Raw genomic sequence first — 17,726 nt, forward strand, 5'->3', positions numbered from 1 at the left:
ACTTCATGTTTATTTAGTAATTTCTCTATTATAATGTCATGACGATACAAAAAATTAATTGTAGTTGAAACTTTTTTACTTACTCTAAGAGGCATAACGCTTTTTAGTCTTGCAGACTATATTACGATTATTATTTGACGAAGAAAGTCATATTCGACAATGGAGATTATTTATGAGAACAGAGTGGCTTGAAAAACGCAAGAATGACAAGACCCCAACACAGATGTTTTATGCCAAACAGGGCATCATCACGGAAGAGATGGAATATGTTGCAAAGCTAGAGAAACTGAGTCCGGAACTGGTACGCAGCGAAGTGGCACGCGGGCGTTTGATCATCCCTGCCAATATCAACCATAAAAACCTAGAGCCGATGGCGATCGGAATTGCAGCCAGCTGTAAGATCAATGCCAATATCGGTTCATCTGCGATCGCTTCAGACGTAGAGGGAGAGATCGAGAAGATCCAGGTCTCTCAACATTATAAAGCGGATACGGCGATGGACCTTTCAACGGGCGGTGACCTTGATGAGATCCGCCGCAATGTCATCGACAATTCACATATTCCTATCGGTACGGTGCCGATCTATCAGATTATTGCTGATTGTAATGACCGCATCGAAGACCTGACGATCGAAGCGATGCTTGACGTCCTTGAACGTCAGGCACAGCAGGGTGTCTCCTACTTTACGATCCACGCCGGTTTCTTGCTTGAGACCATGCCGAAAGTGGCAAAACGCAAGATGGGTATTGTAAGCCGCGGCGGTTCACTGATGGCGGCATGGATGATGCACTACCACAAAGAGAATCCGTTTTATACCGCTTTTGACGATATTCTTGATATCTGTGCAAAATACGATGTCTCTCTTTCTCTAGGTGATTCACTGCGTCCGGGTTGTCTGGCCGATGCCTCCGACGATGCGCAGCTCGGCGAACTTAAAGTGCTGGGCGAGCTGACACTCCGCGCCTGGGAGAAAAATGTTCAGGTTATGATCGAAGGTCCGGGCCATGTGCCATTGAACCAGATCGAGCGTAATATGAAGATCCAGCGTGAGCTTTGTCACGAGGCGCCGTTCTATATCCTCGGGCCACTGGTCACTGACATCGCGGCGGGCTATGACCATATCTCATCTGCGATAGGTGCAGCGGTAGGCGGATGGCACGGGGCGTCTATGCTCTGTTATGTCACACCTAAAGAGCACCTTGGGCTTCCAAACGCAGAAGATGTGCGTGAAGGTATTATTGCGTACAAAATTGCGGCACATGCTGCCGACATTGCACGCGGGCGAAAAGGAGCACGTGATGTTGATGATGCGATGAGTGATGCACGTTACACGTTCGACTGGGAAAAACAGTTTGAACTTGCACTCGATTCCGAACGCGCGCGTGAATATCATGACGAAACGCTTCCTCAGGATGTCTTCAAAGAGGCGGAGTTCTGTTCAATGTGCGGACCGAAGTTCTGTTCGTACAAGATATCTCAAGACATTATGGATGATCCCGAAGCGATCCAGAAAATTGCGGATGAAGCTAAAGAGATGACCTTTAGCGCATAAGCGTTCTGCTAGGTAAAATTGAACTTAACAGCTGATAGAAATAAAAGAGGACAATATTTGTCTTATTTTATTATGCTAAAGTTCCAACAGTAAATATTCTATAAGAAGGAAATATATAATGACTGAAGAAAAAGTAAAATCAGCCTTATCGACTGTTATCTATCCCGGTTTCAGTAAAGATATCGTGACATTCGGTTTTGTCAAAGATATCCAGGTGAACGGTGCCGATGTTGCTGTCACTGTTGATATTACGTCAAGTGCACCGGAAGTGGCACACCAGATCACGGTTGAGGCTACCGAAGCACTCAAGCGTGAAGGTGCCGCCGACGTTACGGTAAACATTCAGGCGCCTAAGATGCCACGTGAAAGCTCGTCTAAGGGCAAGAATATCGCACCGCAGGTCAAAAACTTTATCATGGTCAGTTCAGGCAAGGGCGGGGTCGGTAAATCGACGTCATCGGTCAACCTGGCGATCGCACTTGCGATGCAGGGCAAGAAAGTCGGTCTTCTTGACGCCGATATCTACGGTCCGAACGTGCCGCGTATGTTGGGTGTCGAAGGTGTCAAACCGGAAGTCAACGGCAACAAAGTCCTTCCTATTAAAGCCTACGGCATCGAGATGATGTCGATGGGTTCTTTGATGGAAGAGGGGCAGTCACTGATCTGGCGCGGTGCTATGATCATGAAAGCGATCGAGCAGTTCCTGCGCGATATTCTCTGGTCTGAGCTGGACTGTCTGGTTATTGACATGCCTCCGGGAACAGGTGATGCCCAGCTTACACTGGCGCAATCCGTTCCGGTGACAGCGGGTATTACGGTTACTACACCGCAGATGGTCTCCCTTGATGACTCCCGCCGTTCACTCGATATGTTCAAAAAACTGAACATTCCGATCGCAGGTATCATTGAAAACATGAGCGGGTTCATCGCACCGGATACCGGTGTCGAGTATGATATCTTCGGCAAAGGGACGACACAGCCGATGGCTGAAGAGTTCAATACGAAGATCATTGCCGAGATTCCTATCGAGCCTGCGGTCCGAAGCGGCGGTGATGCCGGTAAACCGGTTACCTATTTCGCACCGGAGTCCGAGACGGCCAAGCGCTTCATGAAAGCGGCGGAAGATGTATGGGCAACGATCGAGAAGATCAACGAAGAGGGCGGCGTGGATAATGCCGCAGTTCAACCGACAACACCTCCTGGTGTATCGGCATGTTCAACAGCTGCTGCACCAAAACAGGAAGCTTCAAGCGGCGAGAGCTGCGGAACAGGATGTGGCTGCCACTAGGCAGACTCACCCCTTCCTTTTTTCCTTCTTACTACACTTTTTCAAATCATCAATTTTATTTCAGATTTCTTCTCTTTAAAAACACTCAAATGTGCTCGGATCCCTCTTGATCAGAGGAAATTGGCCGGTACTCAGGAAGATATTTTGTGTTTGGCACGTGCCCGTTTGATCACCTGATTGATTGCGGTATCTTCAGGCTCAGATACTGAAAAAGAGGAGTTGATAGTGAACTGAAGATCGGGGAAGTGTTTTAAACGTGCTTTTTTGCTGGCTGTTTTGACAGCTTCAACCCACTCTATGGCCTCTTTTTCAGAGATACGGGTAAAGACAAGGAAAAACTCAGCACCGCCAAAGCGGGAGAGGGAGTAGTTGATCTTGACCATTTTTTTAACAATGACGGAAACCGCTTTGATGATTTCATCACCGATTTCATAGCCGTATTCGTCATTGATATCGTTGAAGTGGTCAATGGTAAGAATGAAAAGATAGAAAGGAATGCCGACCTTTGACATTGTCATCCACTGTTCAGAATCCTGGAAAAATTTCTTTCGGTTAGGCACGCCGGTCAACTCATCATACAGCATACGGTGTCTGAGCAGTTCAATCGCTTTTTTCAGCTTGAGCTGCGTTTGCAGCCGGATCAGTACCTCTTGCGTGTTGTAGGGTTTGGATATGTAATCAACCCCGCCGACTTCAAAGGCACGCAGTACACTTTCACTGTCATGATGCGCAGTGAGGAAAATAACAGGAATATCCCTGGTCGCTGCAGATGCTTTGAGCTTTTGGCACACTTCAAACCCGTCCATTCCCGGCATACCGATATCGAGCAGAATAACATCAGGTCTTTCCTCATGGACGGCTTCCAAAGCACTTGGGCCATCCAGAACAGTCCTGGCGTCATACTCCTTAAGAAGTTCAACAAGAAAATCTATGTTGACGGGATTGTCATCAACGATCAGGATTTTGGAAGTTTGTTTGTCGAGTACCATTCTGTGTGTCCTTATAGTATGTTTTTAGATTGCATAACGCTACTGCACTAACCTACAAGAGCGTTTCTCATTTTTTTGGCTTGATAGAGATTGATATCTGCCCGTGCAAGCAGCTCGTCGAGATCCCTGTCCGACGGTTCGAGTCTCGACATGCCGATACTTATGGTAAAACGTATGTCCTGATTTTGGACTATTCTTATCTGCTCGATATTACTGCGAAGCCTTTCCATTTGATCTCGGGCCTGATCTTGGCTGATCGATGTCATTGTCAGCACAAACTCATCGCCTCCCAGTCTAGCAAAGCAGTTATAGGAGGGGATGTTTTTCTTGACCGTGCTGACAAACGCTTTAACGACACTGTCCCCAATACTATGCCCATAGGTATCATTGACAGTTTTAAAGTTGTCAATATCGATAATGAACAGTATAAGGGAAGTATTACTGCGTTTCATCTCTTCAAATAGTTTGGATGTATCTGCGAAAAAACGCCGTCGATTTGAAATTCCGGAGAGTTCATCGACGTTGGCAAGCCTGTCTAAAACACGCATGGTCATCCGAAGTTTGAGATGCGTCTGAACCCGCGCGACGATCTCTTTTGCGAGGTATGGTTTGGTAACATAATCGACACCGCCTAGATCAAAACCTTTGATAATGCTGTTAGAGTCTGAACTGGCACTTAAAAAGATGACAGGAATATCTTTCGTCTTTGGATCCTCTTTCAAGCGTCTGCAGACCTCAAAACCATCCATACCGGGCATCGTTATGTCAAGAAGAACAAGGTCGGGAAGCTCTTGCTGAACAGCTTCCAGCGCGCTTGTGCCGTCAAGAACAGCCCGCACGTCAAATGTACTGAGAAGTTCAAGTAAAATATCGATATTTGCCGGGTTATCATCAACGATTAAAATTTTTGATTTGGAAAAGTCGATTTTCATTATGATATCTCATCTCGGTTGTTTTTGATGTCCGGAACCATGGATTCAATCACTTCGCATATTTTGTTAAACTGATAACCTTGTGCCGCAGTAAGAATAGCGTGAATGGACTGTTGATGCTCTGAAGGCCATTGATAGCTCTCGATCTCTTTGCACCCCTTTTTGACATTCAGTGCCTTTTTCTTTTTGGCATTCAGATACAGTTCGTTCAGCAGTGTGCCCATGGTTTCCGGTGTTATAGCTATTTTTTCGATTTCCGGTATGGCTGCTTCAGCTGTTTTAAGCGATCGGATAGCCTGAACCAATGGTGTCAACCTAGTTTCAATAGCGCCGATTAGTGCTGAGAACTCACCTGTGCGTTCCGTAAAAGCCTCTTCCAGCTCTTTGGCCAGTTCATAGATCTCTTTTGCACCAATATTGCCGGCGAGACCTTTAATATTGTGGGCAAGAGCGCGTCCTTCATCAAAGGCGTGTGTATTGACCAATACGGTAAATTCAGGCGTGACATTTTCAAAAAGATCAGCAAATTTGTAAAGAATGTTCTGATAGGCTTTGAGATTGCCATTGAGACGTGCAAGACCATCTTCTGTGTCTATATCCAGAGCTGCCAAGGTCGCGCTTTCTACTTTTTGCGCCGGCATCACATTTATACTCTTTCTGATACTCGCTATGTCAACTTTTGGTGAAATAAACTGCAGGAGTGTTTTATAAAATGCTTCGACATCGATGGGTTTGTTAAGATGTGCCTGCATTCCATAGCTTTTTGATTTTTCAATATCGCTCTCTGTGATGTTCGCTGTCATCGAAACAATAGGGATATTGTCATATTTTTGGTACTCACGGATGATCGATGTTGCAACGTAGCCATCCATGACGGGCATATTGATATCCATTAAGACAAGTTCATACTCATCGGGGTTGTTAAAGATGGCTTCAACTGCTTTTTGTCCGTTAGGTACTGTTTTGATCTCGATACCGCTCCCCTCCAAAAGGCCTTCGACGACCATGACATTGCCTTCGTTGTCTTCTGCAAGCAAAATTTTGCTGCCTTTGAGTACTAAAATATCATCAAAGATCGTCTGCGGCTTCTGGACATCATGAACGGTAATGTTTTTGCCGAAGACTTCACTTACGGAGCATAAGACAGAATGGTATGAGAAGGGTTCTGTGATCGTAGAATCAATGCGGAATTTTGTATCGGCAGCGTCGGATAGTACCTCATACTTTAACAGTACGATCGCATCACATCTGTTATAAAGCAGTTGCGTGTCTTTAATAGTCGGCAGATAGCGTGAATCGATGAATACGGCATCATAGTGCATCGAACTGAGTTTGGAATGTAATTCTTCGATGGAGTTGATTATTGTTGGCAATGCCAAATTATCCGAAAGAATGTCGGCAAGTATTTTAGCTGCATGCGGATTCTTTTCTAAGATGAGTATCGACTTGTTCAGCAGGATGCGCTTGATATGTTTATTTTCCGCTTTTGATGCGCTTTCGGACGTTTTTAGCGGCAGTGTAAAATAGAAAGTACTTCCCTTTCTGAAGGTACTTTTGACTTTGAGCTCTCCACCCATTTTTTTGACAAGCTCTTTGGAGATTACCAGCCCGAGACCGGTCCCGCCATATTTGCGACTTATCCTGTTATCGGCTTGATCGAAGGCATGAAAAAGCCTGGAGATCTGTTCTTCACTAAGTCCGATACCCGTGTCTTTGACTTCAAACTTTGTATGAAGGATGTCGTTTTCACCTCTCTCGGCGGTAACATGTAAAATGATTTCACCTTTATCGGTAAATTTAATAGCATTGTTGAGCAGGTTGATCAGGACTTGACTGATGCGAAGTGGATCACCGATCAGTGTATCGGGGATATCTTTCGAAATATCAAAAATAAGATCGAGTTTCTTTTCAACGGCATTGACACTCAACATGTCTGCAAGATTGGAAAAAAAATCACTGCTCTTAAAGTCTATCGTATCGATCTCAAGTTTGCCGGCTTCAATCTTTGAAAAATCGAGAATGTCATTAGTGATTGACAAAAGATGCTCGGCGGACCGTTTGATTTTGGCGACATTCGTTCTTTGTGCAGGGCTGAGGTCACTCTGAAGAAGAATATGGCTTAACCCGATGATAGCATTCATCGGTGTCCTTGTCTCGTGGCTTACATTGGCTAAAAACGTATCTTTTGTACGCTCTGCTTCAATAGCCTCTTCCTGCACTTTTAAAATAGCTTCCTTATACGATCGGTATTGATGTCTGTTGCGTACGATGATGATAAAGATTATGGAGAATAACGCAAAGGCAGCGGTAAAGAAGCCAAATTTCAAAGAGTTGCTCAGAGGCAAAAAAATCTCTGCAGCAGACAGTCCTGAAGATGTAAATAAGAAGATAAGTATAGATTTACTCGCTAAAGGCATAGCTCACTTTCATGCAGTACAATAACCGTTATTTGCACTGTGTCAGCCAAACACGATGTCGAATAGTATATAACACAAAAGTAAATGGATACACGGCGAAAAAAAATCTCTGCTGCAAGCAAAAAAACGGGAAAATACCTACACACTAACGGCAAGATTACGATAAACCGATTTCGCTTTAGGCATAATTTTCAATACTTTATACGGTGAAACAGCATAACAGCTAACTCTTTATTATGCTAAAGTATCGGCTGCCATATCAGGAGTAAAAGATGTTCCAAACAACGCTGCGATTGCGACCTTATTCACGCGGATTCTACCTTATTACCGAAGCAATCGAAAATGCATTGAAAGCATGTACGCTCAAAAACGGCATCGTGCATATTTTTATCAAGCATACCAGCGCCTCGCTGACGATCAATGAAAATGCCGACCCCTCCGTACGGACCGATATGGAAGCTTTTTTCAATGACACCTGTGATGACAAGGAGTATTTCATCCACACCTATGAAGGTGATGACGATATGCCGGCGCATCTGAAGGGCTCTCTTTTAGGTTCGTCTGTGATCATTCCGCTGACAGAAGGCAGGCTCAATCTGGGTATTTGGCAGGGGGTATATCTCGGAGAACACCGCGATCATACGTCTGGACGGGAGATCGTAATTACGGTGGTGGGCACATAACGCAAAACGGTGCAAAATATAATATAGTGCTGTGATAGTGATAAAAAGAACGATAATATTCCTATTTTTATAGTCAGAGAGATAATGTTTTTGTAAACTTTCGCTATAGTTCAACCAGATTCCTAATAACAGAAAAACCAGATATGAAATTAAGCAAAAATCACCTCCTCTTTCTTTTGACTTTTGTCATTCTTATCTCTATCTTACTTTTTATCATCTCCCAGCTGAAAAGGGAGGTCTCATGGCAGGTCGTTGAAAACGTGAGCGACCAGATCAGCCTCTCCCTGCGTAAAGAGCTCGATGATGAAAAAGAGAATGCCCTGCGTTTTGCCATCGTACTTGCGCAAAATGGTGCGATAAAAAGTGCCTTGGCAGAGGATGACGAGGACGAAGGGTTTGAGACACTCAAGCTGATCATGAACAATGTAGAAAAGCATATTCATACGGTGGTACGCGCACAGATTATTACCGCAGATTATTGTCTCTTCGCCCGCAGCTGGGACAAGGACAACCTGTACTCCGGCATGCCGCTGGATGTTTACCGCGCCGACCTTGACTATTTTAAAACGCACAGAGACCCCCGGGTCTCCATTGAAGTGGGCCGCCGTCTCGGGATCAAAGCGACCGTGCCTATTTATGAAAAGAATGATCTGTTGGGCTTTGTCGAGGTGCTGCAGTTCTTTGACGCCAGCACCGATTTCTTTCACAAGTTCGGTATCGACCTCTATGTGCTGCTCGATGACAGTTATTACAACACCGCCGTGTTAATGCAGAATAACCCCACTGTTGCCTGGTACATCGTCGGCAACCGCGGTTACAACATGGTCAACCTTAAGACATTGCAGCGTACCGACTTTAAAAAACTCCGTAAACAGCGCGTACTGCTGGAGGACAACAAGTATATTTTTTATGAACCGATGCATAACGGTCAGGCGGAAACGATCGGCGCCTTTGTCTTTGTGATGTCGAAAAAGAGTCTGGAACATTTTGCCAGTACGGAAGAGGAGATATCGTTTTTACTCACCTTTTCGCGCGCCAATCTCTACGAGATCGTTAAAAAAGAGCAGTATGAGAGCAAGGTCTACCACAGCGGTTACGACAAGGCGCTGCTCTCGCTCAAGGATACGGTCCCCGAAGAGGACAGGGAACTGTTTATGGAGGAGGCAAGGGACGTACTCTCCTCCTATACCAAAGAGGAGCTTATTGCGATGATGCTGCGTTACAAGTTGTCAAGACGTATACAGGGGGAAATCCGATGAAAGTGCTTTTATTGGAAGATGAATATTCTTTGCGTATCAGTATTAAAGAGTTTCTTGAGGAGCTCGATTTTGATGTAGACTGCTTCAGTAACGGCGATGATGCGCTCGATGCGATCTATGATACCCGCTACGACGTGCTGCTGCTGGATGTTAATGTTCCGGGAATTAACGGTTTCGACCTGCTCAAAACTGTCCGCAAGGACGGGTTCAAGATTCCGGCGATCTTTATGACATCACTGACGCAAATGAGTGATTTTGAAGAGGGGTATAAAGCGGGCTGCTGCGATTACATCCGCAAGCCTTTCGACCTGGTCGAACTGCAGCTGCGTATTACACAGGTGTGCAAAAGCTTTTACTATAAAAACAGGAATAAGTTGGACCTTGGGGAGGGGCTGCGCTACGATACGGAAAAACATAAATTGAGCTTTCAGGGTGATGAGATCGTTTTAAGTAAGACAGAACATCAGATCCTTGAGGTACTGCTGCGCCATAAAGAGCAGGCTGTTTCCATCACAACATTCCAGGATGAGATCTGGGGCGAATATGTTGACCCGGCGAACATCCGCGTCCAGATCAACAACCTCAGGAAGAAACTGCCGGTCGATATCATCAAAAACCGCCGCGGGGTGGGATATATCATTGAAAGATAGTCACGACGTTTTCAAAAACGCGGCAGTGTGCACCGGCCTGGAGCGTACTGTTCCTGCCGGCACGGCTCTATAACGGGGATAGCGCTTCATTTTCTGTAAGAAAGCAGGGTGACCTCTCTTCCTATCCCTCGCAAAGCTCCGGTGTAAACTCTACGATTTTGTCCCGTCCGGTGTTTTTTGCTTCATAGAGTGCTACGTCAGCAAATTTGATGACTTTCCATATGGAATCATTGTCATGCGGCAATCTTGCGATGCCGATGCTCAGCGTTTTCGTGAATGTCTCATTGTTAAAATAGAATTTTTTCTCTCTAAAGTCTGCCTGAATCTTTGACGCGATTCGCATCGTCGCTTCGTGTTGGGCATGGCGCAGCATGATTAGGAACTCTTCACCGCCGTAACGTACCGCCATATCTGAGTCACGGATCGACGACTTGAGGATTTCGGAGAGGGTTTTGATGACGATATCGCCGGCATCGTGCCCGTAGTTGTCATTCGTCTGCTTAAAGAGATCGATATCGATCATCATGATGTCGTAGGCGATTCCCTCTCTCTGGATCTCCGCCTGCTCCTGTTCAATATACTCTTCAAGGAAACGCCGGTTAAAGATCCCGGTCAGGCCGTCGCGAAGAGATGATTCGCGCAGGATGTCCATAAGAATTTTACTTTCAATGACGGGTTTGGCTGCTTCGAGGAAGTTTTTGATACTGATGATCTTGTTGCTGATATCACCCAGTTTCTCTTTTGATGTCGAAGAGATGGAAAGAATAAGAGAAAAATCATTGTTGATGGTAAAGGGGAGACAGGCGTATTCGAGCTTCCCGTTCTGCGTGCATGATGAGCAGAGCTGGGGGAAATCGGTCGATATGATATCGGTCGCTGTTCTGTAAGCACGGCATTCAAGTGCGGCATTGTCCGCTTTGTTTGCACAAAAGCTCTTCTTCTGCGTGATATAGATCAGCTTCCTCTCTTTGAGCGCATGGTTTACTTCATAGAGGGCAAAATGAGTCAGTTCGAACTTATTTTTCAAAAGATAGGTAATGCGCTCATAGATGGCATATTTGTCGTGCTCCAGTTCGATTGTCTTTTTGAACTTGTAGATGTCGGAGAGTTCGTTGATGATACTGCGTGCCTCATGAAGCGGGTCTGAACAGGAGATATTGGTACGTGCGACGAAGGTACGCAGCTGGTCTTTGATGCTTCCGAAGGCATCCTGCATCTTTTCAAAAAGACCGTTCATCTCCTCTGCCACCTCTTTTCCCTCCCCCTTGAGCTGTGTGGTGAAACGGTAGGTAAAGTCGCCAAGGTGGGCTTTTTTGATCCCCTGCTGAAGGTTGTGGAACAGATGCATATAGGGTTTGATATAGTGGTTGGTGATAAAGATCGCGATGAGCAGGAAAAGAAGGTTGATCCCGAATATCTTCGCGATCGTCATGGTCCCCGCATGGCGGATGCCACTGATGTTGAACTCCATGCTGATGGCACCCAGTACATCCCCCTCCTGTACGGCATGACATTGAAGACAGTTGGGCGTTCCGTACGCGGTGGCGACGTAGGGAATGCTGACGCGCAGAATGGCACGTTCGGCATCTTCTGTGATCTTTCGGACCGATTTTCCCTCTTTCAGGACACTTTTGTCGATCTCATCGCGAATGATCTCATTTTTAAATCCGTTTCCGTATTGGTCAATGACGCTGTCGGAACGTACGATCCAGAGATCCTCGACATCTTTCGAGTTGGCGATGTTGCGCAAGAAGAACTCCCTTTTGTCCATGATGCCGTTGACCATATGCGCGGTGAGACCATCGCGCACGATCTCGGCAGTCATTTTGGACTTCTCGATGGCATTGCTGTAGGCATATTCCCTGAAATTGATGGCGACATTGATAATGGTGGCGGTAGCCAGACCGATAAACATCAGGGCGACGATCAGAAGAACCTTATTATTTGTATTCATTATAAAACCTTATGGGAGTATAAAAAGAAAAATTTATAATAGAGTAGCGTCTTAACTTTAAAGTTTTATCGTAAATAAACTATTTTAAACATAAACAGGTCTCTTTTCTGCAGGGATACAGCAAAAGCATGGAAAGATCTCGAGTACTTGCCCGATCTTCGGAAGGGTATACGTAATGATATCTGGACAGTTTTGTAGACGATATTTTAAAGGCACATTTCAGAGATATAGCGAATACCGAAGAGTACTATCTGCATACGTATGAGAGTGCAGACGATATGCGGCGCGTATCAAAAGCCCGTTTCAAGATGCAGATCGGTATGGCGGTTCTCGTAACAGGGCGTTTAAATATAGGTTCTGATGGAACTCTACAGCTAGGTACAGGGTGTTATTTATAATCTTTTGCTATAGTTTGGCGACATAAACAAGCAAGAAACATTTATGAAGATAAACATAACGCATCTTTTTTTTATTATCCCCCTTTTTTTGGTGGCGGTTGATAATGATAGCGACCGGTTGAGCCTCTCTTTGCGCTCAGAACTCGTCCTGGATCAGGAGAACGCGCTGAGGTTAGCGATCGTCCTTTTAGAAAACGGTGACATCAATAACCGCCGGGGGTTGGAGTATATCATTGAAAGATAATCAGTATGCCTATATGAATGCAGCGCTTTACACGGCACTCATCGCCCTGATCCTGCTGGCACCGCTGTATGTCTATACCGTCTATATCAAAAATATTCACGAGATTCAGAACGAACTCTTTTTAAAGCAGCAGTCTTCGCTTATCATCAGTGCGATGGAGGAGTATGATGAGACGCGCGAATCCTATTTTGAGTTTCCCCGTTTCAAACGGGTGCAGTCGGGCCTCTACAACCTGAATTTCGAACCGATATTCACACTGATCGATGCGCCGATGGAACACTTCGCTTCAGGTTATCATATCGATGATACGGACTATGCCTATCTGATCGTGGCGCTGCCGCCATATCGTTACTTTGATGCGGACTACCTTATCGTCGGCAATCCGCTCAGTTATGCCCCGGTCTATCAGAAAGTGATGACGATACTTCTCTCGATCGTCGTTGTGGTCTTTTTTCTTTCGATCTTTTTTTTAAACCGTTTTGCCCTCCCGTTCAAACGGGTCAATGAGAAGCTGGACAATTTTATCAAAGACTCGATGCATGAGATCAATACGCCACTGAGCATCATCAATGTCAACATCGACCTTTTTAATCTGAAAAACCCGAAAAACAAATACCTGCAACGTATCAAGGCGGCGACCAAGACACTCTCAAACATCTATAACGATATGGACTACCTTATCAAGAACCAGCAGATAGTATTTGAGTATCAGGATATCGATGCGAGCGCATTCGTGCGTGAACGTATCCTCTATTTCGATGAGGTCGCTGCAATGAAGGGTATTGCCATCTCTGCCGATGTGGAAGACGGCATCACCTTGCATTTCAATACGACCCAGCTTCAGCGCATTATCGACAACAACATCTCCAATGCGATCAAGTACTCGTATGAGGAGAGCAAGATCGAAGTGACGCTCAAACGCGTTGATGCTCAATGCGCGCTGATTTTTAAAGATTACGGATTCGGCATTGAAGACACTAACAAGATCTTTGACCGCTACTATAGGGAAGAGACCGGCAAGGGCGGTTTTGGAATCGGCCTGAATATCGTCAAATCCATCATGGAAGAGACGGGCATCGAGCTTTCGGTGCAGTCGACGCCCAAAGAGGGAAGCACCTTCATCTACACTTTTCCTGCATCGCTCCTGAAATCATAACCCACTATATCAAATACTTATAAAACCACTTATAAGTATCATCATTTAATTTAATGGCAATCTTTACACTATTTTTACATTGGGCTGTTACAATTTTCGAAATCAACAAGGAGGAGCTAATATGAGCAGATGGTTGCTTTTAAGCACAACATTCGGTTTGGGTCTGGCATTTGCATCAGATCTAAGCACTGCTATAGAGAGTCCGAATGCAAGCAAGATCATAGCAAAGGATCTTTTGGGGCCGGCCAAAGTTTACAATATGCCGGCAGGCTGTATCACAACAGATGCGGATGCAATCGCAAGAGGGGAGTTTATTTTTCATAATCTCAATGGCGAAAAAGTCAAAGGGGCCTTGCCAAAAGGGCTTTCAAAGACACAGATGGTTCCGGGGAAAACATATTTGCCGCAAGACAAGATTCCTCCAAAGCAATACGGAAACTGCGTCGCCTGTCATAACATAGAAGGCGCCAAAGGCGCCGGAAACATCGGTCCTGACCTGACGAACTACAACGCAAACTTTATTAAGAGCGGTGCGCGTGACAACGCCTTCGTCTATCAGAAGATTGCAGATGCAAGAATCGACAACCCGGATACCCATATGACGATCAACCTGACAACAGGCCTGTTTACAGAACGCGAGATCTGTGACATCACATCATACATCGTATCAATCAAGAAATAAAGGAGAGAAAGTATGCAAAGAAGATCATTTTTAAGAGGACTTGGATTGGTGGCCGCTGCTTCGACAGTCGTTGCTCCAAATATGGTAATGGCCGCGGAAGCGCCTAAAGGACCGAACGCGTTTACTATTGATGCAGCGTTAAAGGCGATCACGGGCGGGAAGGCTGTTGTGGCTTCGCCTAAAGTACACCTGAAAGCACCCGAAATTGCGGAAAACGGCGCGGTTGTTCCGGTAACGGTTGAAGTTGATTCGCCTATGACGGACGACGACTATGTCAAAGCGATCCATATCTTCGCGACGAAAAACAGCAATGTGCGTTGTGCAGACGTTATGTTGACGCCGGCAAACGGGGCAGCGATGTTTGCAACACGTATCAAACTCGGTACATCCCAGGATGTTATGGCTCTTGTCGAAACAAGCAAAGGCGAGTTTCTGAGTGCGTCACAAAACGTAAAAGTGACTATCGGCGGATGTGGTTGATCCTGTTGGACAAGTACAAAATAATTATTGAAGATTGAAAGGAAAAAACAATGGCAAAAAGAAAATCATTAATCAAGATCAAGCCGAAAAAATATACAACAGGCGATGTGGTCAAAGTCAACTTTATGGTGATGCACCCGATGGATACAGGGATGCGTAAAGACAAGAAAACAGGAAAGATCATTCCTGCGCACTATATCAATGAAGTGAAGTTCTTCTTCAACGACAAACCGATCACGACAATGACGACATGGGAGTCACTCTCAACAAACCCGGTTTTCACGTTAAACTTCAAAGTCCCGGGGCCAGGTGAACTTAAAGTCATCTATAAAGACAACCAGGGCGAAGTCAACGAGAAAAGCACGAAAATCAAACCGAAAGGCTAAGTTATGATTGGTAAAAAAATTATACTGGCATCGGCGCTGATCGGTGTGCTTGCATTTGGTGGCGAACAGTTCGCCATGAGCGATGCTGACCGTGCGATGTATGCCGAGATGCTGGAAAACAATCCGGCAGACATCATGATCGAATCAGGAAATGAACTGCTTGAAGAGTATTGCGGCGGCGATGCGGGACTGGCAAAATTTCTGGGTGTCAGCGAAGACGAGCTTCCTGCTTACATCGCAGGATTTCCCCGCTACATCGACAAGTTAGGTATGGTGGTCGGTCTCGACCAGGTACTGCAGGCTTTGATGGCACAAAACGGGCACAAGCCGTTTGCACTTAAAAGCTCTGAAATGTTTGATATGAGCGCTTATGCAAAATCGATCGCAAACGAAGAGAAGATCAATATCGATGTTAATGCGAATGAGCAGATGAAAGCGGCGTATGCCCTTGGTGAAGAAGTGTTCACGACAAAACGCGGCGGGCGCGGGCTCTCATGTATGAGCTGCCATTCGCCGGATGTGGTCGGATCGGTACTGCGTACGCAGCCGCTGCCGGACCTGGGGTCGGAAGCCAACAAAGCAGGTGCTACATGGCCTGCATACCGTATGACAAAGTCGTCACTGAGAACGCTACAGCGTCGTTTCCAGGGATGTATGAACAACGCGCTTCTGGCGGTGATCCCGCTCGGATCGCCTGAGATGGTGGCACTTGAAGTGTATGTGACAGAGAAAGCGAAAGACCGTGAGATCGCAATCCCCGGTCTGAAGCGTTAAGGAAAAGCGTTATGGATATTTCTAGAAGAGACTTTATGCAGATCGCGGCAGCTCTTGGACTGGTAACGGTCGCTGGCGGCTGTGCCAAGACGGTTCCGGGTAAAAACCCTGCTGCCATCGGTGCGAAAGATCTGTATGACTTCAATGCAAAAGGTAATGTGACGCTGCTGCATATGTGCGACCTGCATGCACATATCAAACCGCTTTACTGGCGTGAACCTTCGACGCTGATCTCGGCGCCGAACCTTGTCGGTACGCCGGGTTTTTTATGCGGTGAGGCCTTCTCCAAACATTATGGTCTGGAACCAAGCTCGCTTGACGCCTACTTCGACACCCATATGGATTTTGACGCCCTGGCGAAGAAGTTCGGGAAAATGGGTGGTGTCGCGCATATGAAGACATTAGTCAACGAGATCAAGCGTCAGCGCGGTGCGGAAAACGTCATGTTCCTCGATTCGGGTGATACATGGCAGGGTACAGGTGTGGCACTCAAGACCGGCGGCGAAGCGATCGTTAAAGCACAGAACTATCTGGGCGTTGACGTTATGGTCGGCCACTGGGAGTTCACTTACGGTAAAGAACGTGTCCAGGAGCTCATCGAGATGCTCGATGCGAAGTTCATCTCGCAAAACATCATCGGTGACGACCCATTCGCCGATGAGTACGAAGAGCTGATTTTCGAACCGTACACCATCGAAGAACGCGGCGGGCACAAGATCGGTATTATCGGTCAGTCGTTTCCGTTTACATCAACGGCCAACCCGAAAGAGTTTACCGAGGGATGGAGCTTCGGACTTCGTCTTGAGACGCTGCAGGAGTATGTCAACGAGCTTCGTAAAGAGCATAAAGTCGACTGTGTCGTCGTGCTTTCGCATGACGGATTCAGTGTTGACCAGGAGGTGGCACGCAAGGTCCACGGTATCGACTTCATTCTGAGCGGTCATACACACGACCCTTCGCCGAAACCGATCGTTATCAATGGGACGGTGATCGTCATTGCGGGCAGCCACGGTAAATATATCGGACGTCTTGACATCGACATCCAGGATCACAAGGTCAAAGATTACGAGTACAAGCTTATTCCGATCGCCTCTAACATCATCCCGGCCGATCCGGAAGGTGAAAAGCTGGTAAACGAGCTCTACGCGCCGTTTGACAAAGAGTTCAATGAAGTGCTGGGCAAGACCAAAGGGACACTCTACAAGCGTGACACCTTCTTCTCGACCTTCGATCAGCTGATCAATGATGCGATCATGGACGAGATGAAGTGTGATATCTCGTTTACGCCGGGTTACCGCTGGGGAACGACCGTGTTGGCCGGTGATGACATCCTGATGGACAACGTCTATGAGATGTGCGGTATTACCTATCCGAACGTCTACACCTTCGAGCTTAAAGGCGCGCGAATCGCCCAGTTGCTCGAAGATATAGCGGACAATGTCTTCAATGCCAACCCGCTTTATCAACAGGGCGGCGATATGAGCCGTCTCGGCGGGGTGACCTATTCGATCACCGTCGGCGCGAAAGCGGGTCAGCGCATCACTGACCTTATGATCGGCGGTAAACCGATCGATCTTGAGAAGACCTATGTCGTCTCTTCCTGGGGCGGTAACCTGCAGAATGCGGGGGAGAACCTCCAGAAAGACAAGATCCGTCCTGTCTATGACGTGACGCGCGACTATATCCGTCGTCAAAAAGTGGTGGATGTCAGTAATGCGGGCAATGTCAAGTTGCTGGATTACGACTGTGGTTGTCCAAACAAAGGAGGAACGTGTTAATTTGAACTGTCAAAAATGGAGTGCATGGCCTCTTTGAAAAGATGTCGTGCAGGGAAAAGAGTGATTCGGAGATATCCGGTCAGGAAGCGGCAGGTATCAGCTGC

17 protein-coding genes are annotated in these 17,726 nt (G+C 46.3%); 13 read left to right on the forward strand and 4 right to left on the reverse strand.

Features of this window, described 5'->3' with window-relative positions; genetic code table 11:
* The first annotated feature begins 172 nt into the window (after positions 1-172).
* Positions 173-1,552, forward strand: coding sequence for a phosphomethylpyrimidine synthase ThiC (gene thiC, locus WCY20_RS04345; protein WP_345977287.1), 1,380 nt, complete (start codon positions 173-175; stop codon positions 1,550-1,552).
* Between the two features lie 118 nt (positions 1,553-1,670).
* Entirely contained in the window at positions 1,671-2,840 is a 1,170-nt protein-coding gene (locus WCY20_RS04350; RefSeq protein ID WP_345977288.1) for an Mrp/NBP35 family ATP-binding protein, read from the forward strand.
* Positions 2,841-2,971: 131 nt separating this feature from the next.
* Here the strand turns inward: WCY20_RS04350 and WCY20_RS04355 are convergent, their stop codons facing one another.
* Genes WCY20_RS04355 through WCY20_RS04365 form a run of 3 tightly spaced genes read right to left on the reverse strand, consistent with a single transcriptional unit; the run spans position 2,972 to position 6,980 of the window.
* On the reverse strand, positions 2,972-3,829 hold the full coding sequence (locus WCY20_RS04355; RefSeq protein WP_345977290.1) for a response regulator: 858 nt from the start codon (positions 3,827-3,829) through the stop codon (positions 2,972-2,974).
* 47 nt (positions 3,830-3,876) lie between these two features.
* The gene (locus WCY20_RS04360) at positions 3,877-4,761 is read right to left on the reverse strand and encodes a diguanylate cyclase (protein WP_345977292.1); all 885 of its coding nucleotides are present in this window, start codon (positions 4,759-4,761) and stop codon (positions 3,877-3,879) included.
* Complete coding sequence (locus tag WCY20_RS04365; RefSeq protein WP_345977294.1) at positions 4,761-6,980, reverse strand: ATP-binding protein; 2,220 nt, start codon at positions 6,978-6,980, stop codon at positions 4,761-4,763. The genes WCY20_RS04360 and WCY20_RS04365 overlap by 1 nt, the downstream gene beginning before the upstream one ends.
* Before the next feature lie 64 nt (positions 6,981-7,044).
* Here WCY20_RS04365 and WCY20_RS04370 point away from each other — a divergent pair, with 64 nt between their 5' ends.
* The 4 genes from WCY20_RS04370 (at position 7,045) to WCY20_RS04385 (ending at position 9,770) form a co-directional block, all read left to right on the forward strand.
* Positions 7,045-7,203 (forward strand): hypothetical protein, encoded by a 159-nt coding sequence (locus WCY20_RS04370; RefSeq protein WP_345977296.1) that lies wholly within the window; start codon positions 7,045-7,047, stop codon positions 7,201-7,203.
* A 247-nt stretch (positions 7,204-7,450) separates the two neighbouring features.
* A complete protein-coding gene (locus WCY20_RS04375) occupies positions 7,451-7,861 on the forward strand; it encodes a secondary thiamine-phosphate synthase enzyme YjbQ (protein WP_345977298.1) in 411 nt (136 codons plus the stop codon).
* Positions 7,862-8,004: 143 nt separating this feature from the next.
* Positions 8,005-9,120, forward strand: a complete 1,116-nt coding sequence (locus WCY20_RS04380) for a cache domain-containing protein (RefSeq protein WP_345977299.1) — start codon at positions 8,005-8,007, stop codon at positions 9,118-9,120.
* Entirely contained in the window at positions 9,117-9,770 is a 654-nt protein-coding gene (locus WCY20_RS04385) for a response regulator transcription factor (protein ID WP_345977301.1), read from the forward strand. The genes WCY20_RS04380 and WCY20_RS04385 overlap by 4 nt, the downstream gene beginning before the upstream one ends.
* A 121-nt stretch (positions 9,771-9,891) precedes the next feature.
* Here the strand turns inward: WCY20_RS04385 and WCY20_RS04390 are convergent, their stop codons facing one another.
* A complete protein-coding gene (locus WCY20_RS04390; protein WP_345977303.1) occupies positions 9,892-11,724 on the reverse strand; it encodes a GGDEF domain-containing protein in 1,833 nt (610 codons plus the stop codon).
* 441 nt (positions 11,725-12,165) lie between these two features.
* On the opposite strand from WCY20_RS04390, the gene WCY20_RS04395 reads away from it, so the two are divergent.
* The 7 genes from WCY20_RS04395 to soxB all read left to right on the forward strand — a co-directional run bounded on the left by WCY20_RS04395 (position 12,166) and on the right by soxB (position 17,622).
* Positions 12,166-12,366, forward strand: a complete 201-nt coding sequence (locus WCY20_RS04395; protein ID WP_345977305.1) for a hypothetical protein — start codon at positions 12,166-12,168, stop codon at positions 12,364-12,366.
* On the forward strand, positions 12,356-13,522 hold the full coding sequence (locus tag WCY20_RS04400; RefSeq protein ID WP_345977307.1) for a HAMP domain-containing sensor histidine kinase: 1,167 nt from the start codon (positions 12,356-12,358) through the stop codon (positions 13,520-13,522). Before WCY20_RS04395 ends, WCY20_RS04400 begins: the two co-directional genes overlap by 11 nt.
* A gap of 121 nt (positions 13,523-13,643) precedes the next feature.
* A complete protein-coding gene (gene soxX, locus WCY20_RS04405; protein ID WP_345977309.1) occupies positions 13,644-14,204 on the forward strand; it encodes a sulfur oxidation c-type cytochrome SoxX in 561 nt (186 codons plus the stop codon).
* A gap of 12 nt (positions 14,205-14,216) precedes the next feature.
* Entirely contained in the window at positions 14,217-14,684 is a 468-nt protein-coding gene (gene soxY / locus WCY20_RS04410; protein WP_345977311.1) for a thiosulfate oxidation carrier protein SoxY, read from the forward strand.
* A 50-nt stretch (positions 14,685-14,734) separates the two neighbouring features.
* On the forward strand, positions 14,735-15,070 hold the full coding sequence (gene soxZ, locus WCY20_RS04415) for a thiosulfate oxidation carrier complex protein SoxZ (protein WP_345977312.1): 336 nt from the start codon (positions 14,735-14,737) through the stop codon (positions 15,068-15,070).
* A gap of 3 nt (positions 15,071-15,073) precedes the next feature.
* A complete protein-coding gene (soxA, locus tag WCY20_RS04420) occupies positions 15,074-15,844 on the forward strand; it encodes a sulfur oxidation c-type cytochrome SoxA (protein WP_345977314.1) in 771 nt (256 codons plus the stop codon).
* A gap of 11 nt (positions 15,845-15,855) precedes the next feature.
* Entirely contained in the window at positions 15,856-17,622 is a 1,767-nt protein-coding gene (soxB, locus tag WCY20_RS04425; protein ID WP_345977315.1) for a thiosulfohydrolase SoxB, read from the forward strand.
* Positions 17,623-17,726: the final 104 nt, after the last annotated feature.

The organism is Sulfurimonas sp. HSL3-7, from assembly GCF_039645985.1.
GTDB classification, from domain to species: Bacteria; Campylobacterota; Campylobacteria; order Campylobacterales; family Sulfurimonadaceae; genus Sulfonitrofixus; species Sulfonitrofixus jiaomeiensis.

Coding starts and splice junctions, on each gene's coding strand:
- soxZ (WP_345977312.1), top strand. CDS start 14,735: ATGGCAAAAAGAAAATCATTAATCAAGATCAAGCCGAAAAAATATACA.
- thiC (WP_345977287.1), top strand. CDS start 173: ATGAGAACAGAGTGGCTTGAAAAACGCAAGAATGACAAGACCCCAACA.
- WCY20_RS04385 (WP_345977301.1), top strand. CDS start 9,117: ATGAAAGTGCTTTTATTGGAAGATGAATATTCTTTGCGTATCAGTATT.
- WCY20_RS04375 (WP_345977298.1), top strand. CDS start 7,451: ATGTTCCAAACAACGCTGCGATTGCGACCTTATTCACGCGGATTCTAC.
- WCY20_RS04355 (WP_345977290.1), bottom strand. CDS start 3,829: ATGGTACTCGACAAACAAACTTCCAAAATCCTGATCGTTGATGACAAT.
- WCY20_RS04390 (WP_345977303.1), bottom strand. CDS start 11,724: ATGAATACAAATAATAAGGTTCTTCTGATCGTCGCCCTGATGTTTATC.
- soxY (WP_345977311.1), top strand. CDS start 14,217: ATGCAAAGAAGATCATTTTTAAGAGGACTTGGATTGGTGGCCGCTGCT.
- WCY20_RS04360 (WP_345977292.1), bottom strand. CDS start 4,761: ATGAAAATCGACTTTTCCAAATCAAAAATTTTAATCGTTGATGATAAC.
- WCY20_RS04380 (WP_345977299.1), top strand. CDS start 8,005: ATGAAATTAAGCAAAAATCACCTCCTCTTTCTTTTGACTTTTGTCATT.
- soxX (WP_345977309.1), top strand. CDS start 13,644: ATGAGCAGATGGTTGCTTTTAAGCACAACATTCGGTTTGGGTCTGGCA.
- soxA (WP_345977314.1), top strand. CDS start 15,074: ATGATTGGTAAAAAAATTATACTGGCATCGGCGCTGATCGGTGTGCTT.
- soxB (WP_345977315.1), top strand. CDS start 15,856: ATGGATATTTCTAGAAGAGACTTTATGCAGATCGCGGCAGCTCTTGGA.
- WCY20_RS04395 (WP_345977305.1), top strand. CDS start 12,166: ATGAAGATAAACATAACGCATCTTTTTTTTATTATCCCCCTTTTTTTG.
- WCY20_RS04350 (WP_345977288.1), top strand. CDS start 1,671: ATGACTGAAGAAAAAGTAAAATCAGCCTTATCGACTGTTATCTATCCC.
- WCY20_RS04370 (WP_345977296.1), top strand. CDS start 7,045: ATGGAGAATAACGCAAAGGCAGCGGTAAAGAAGCCAAATTTCAAAGAG.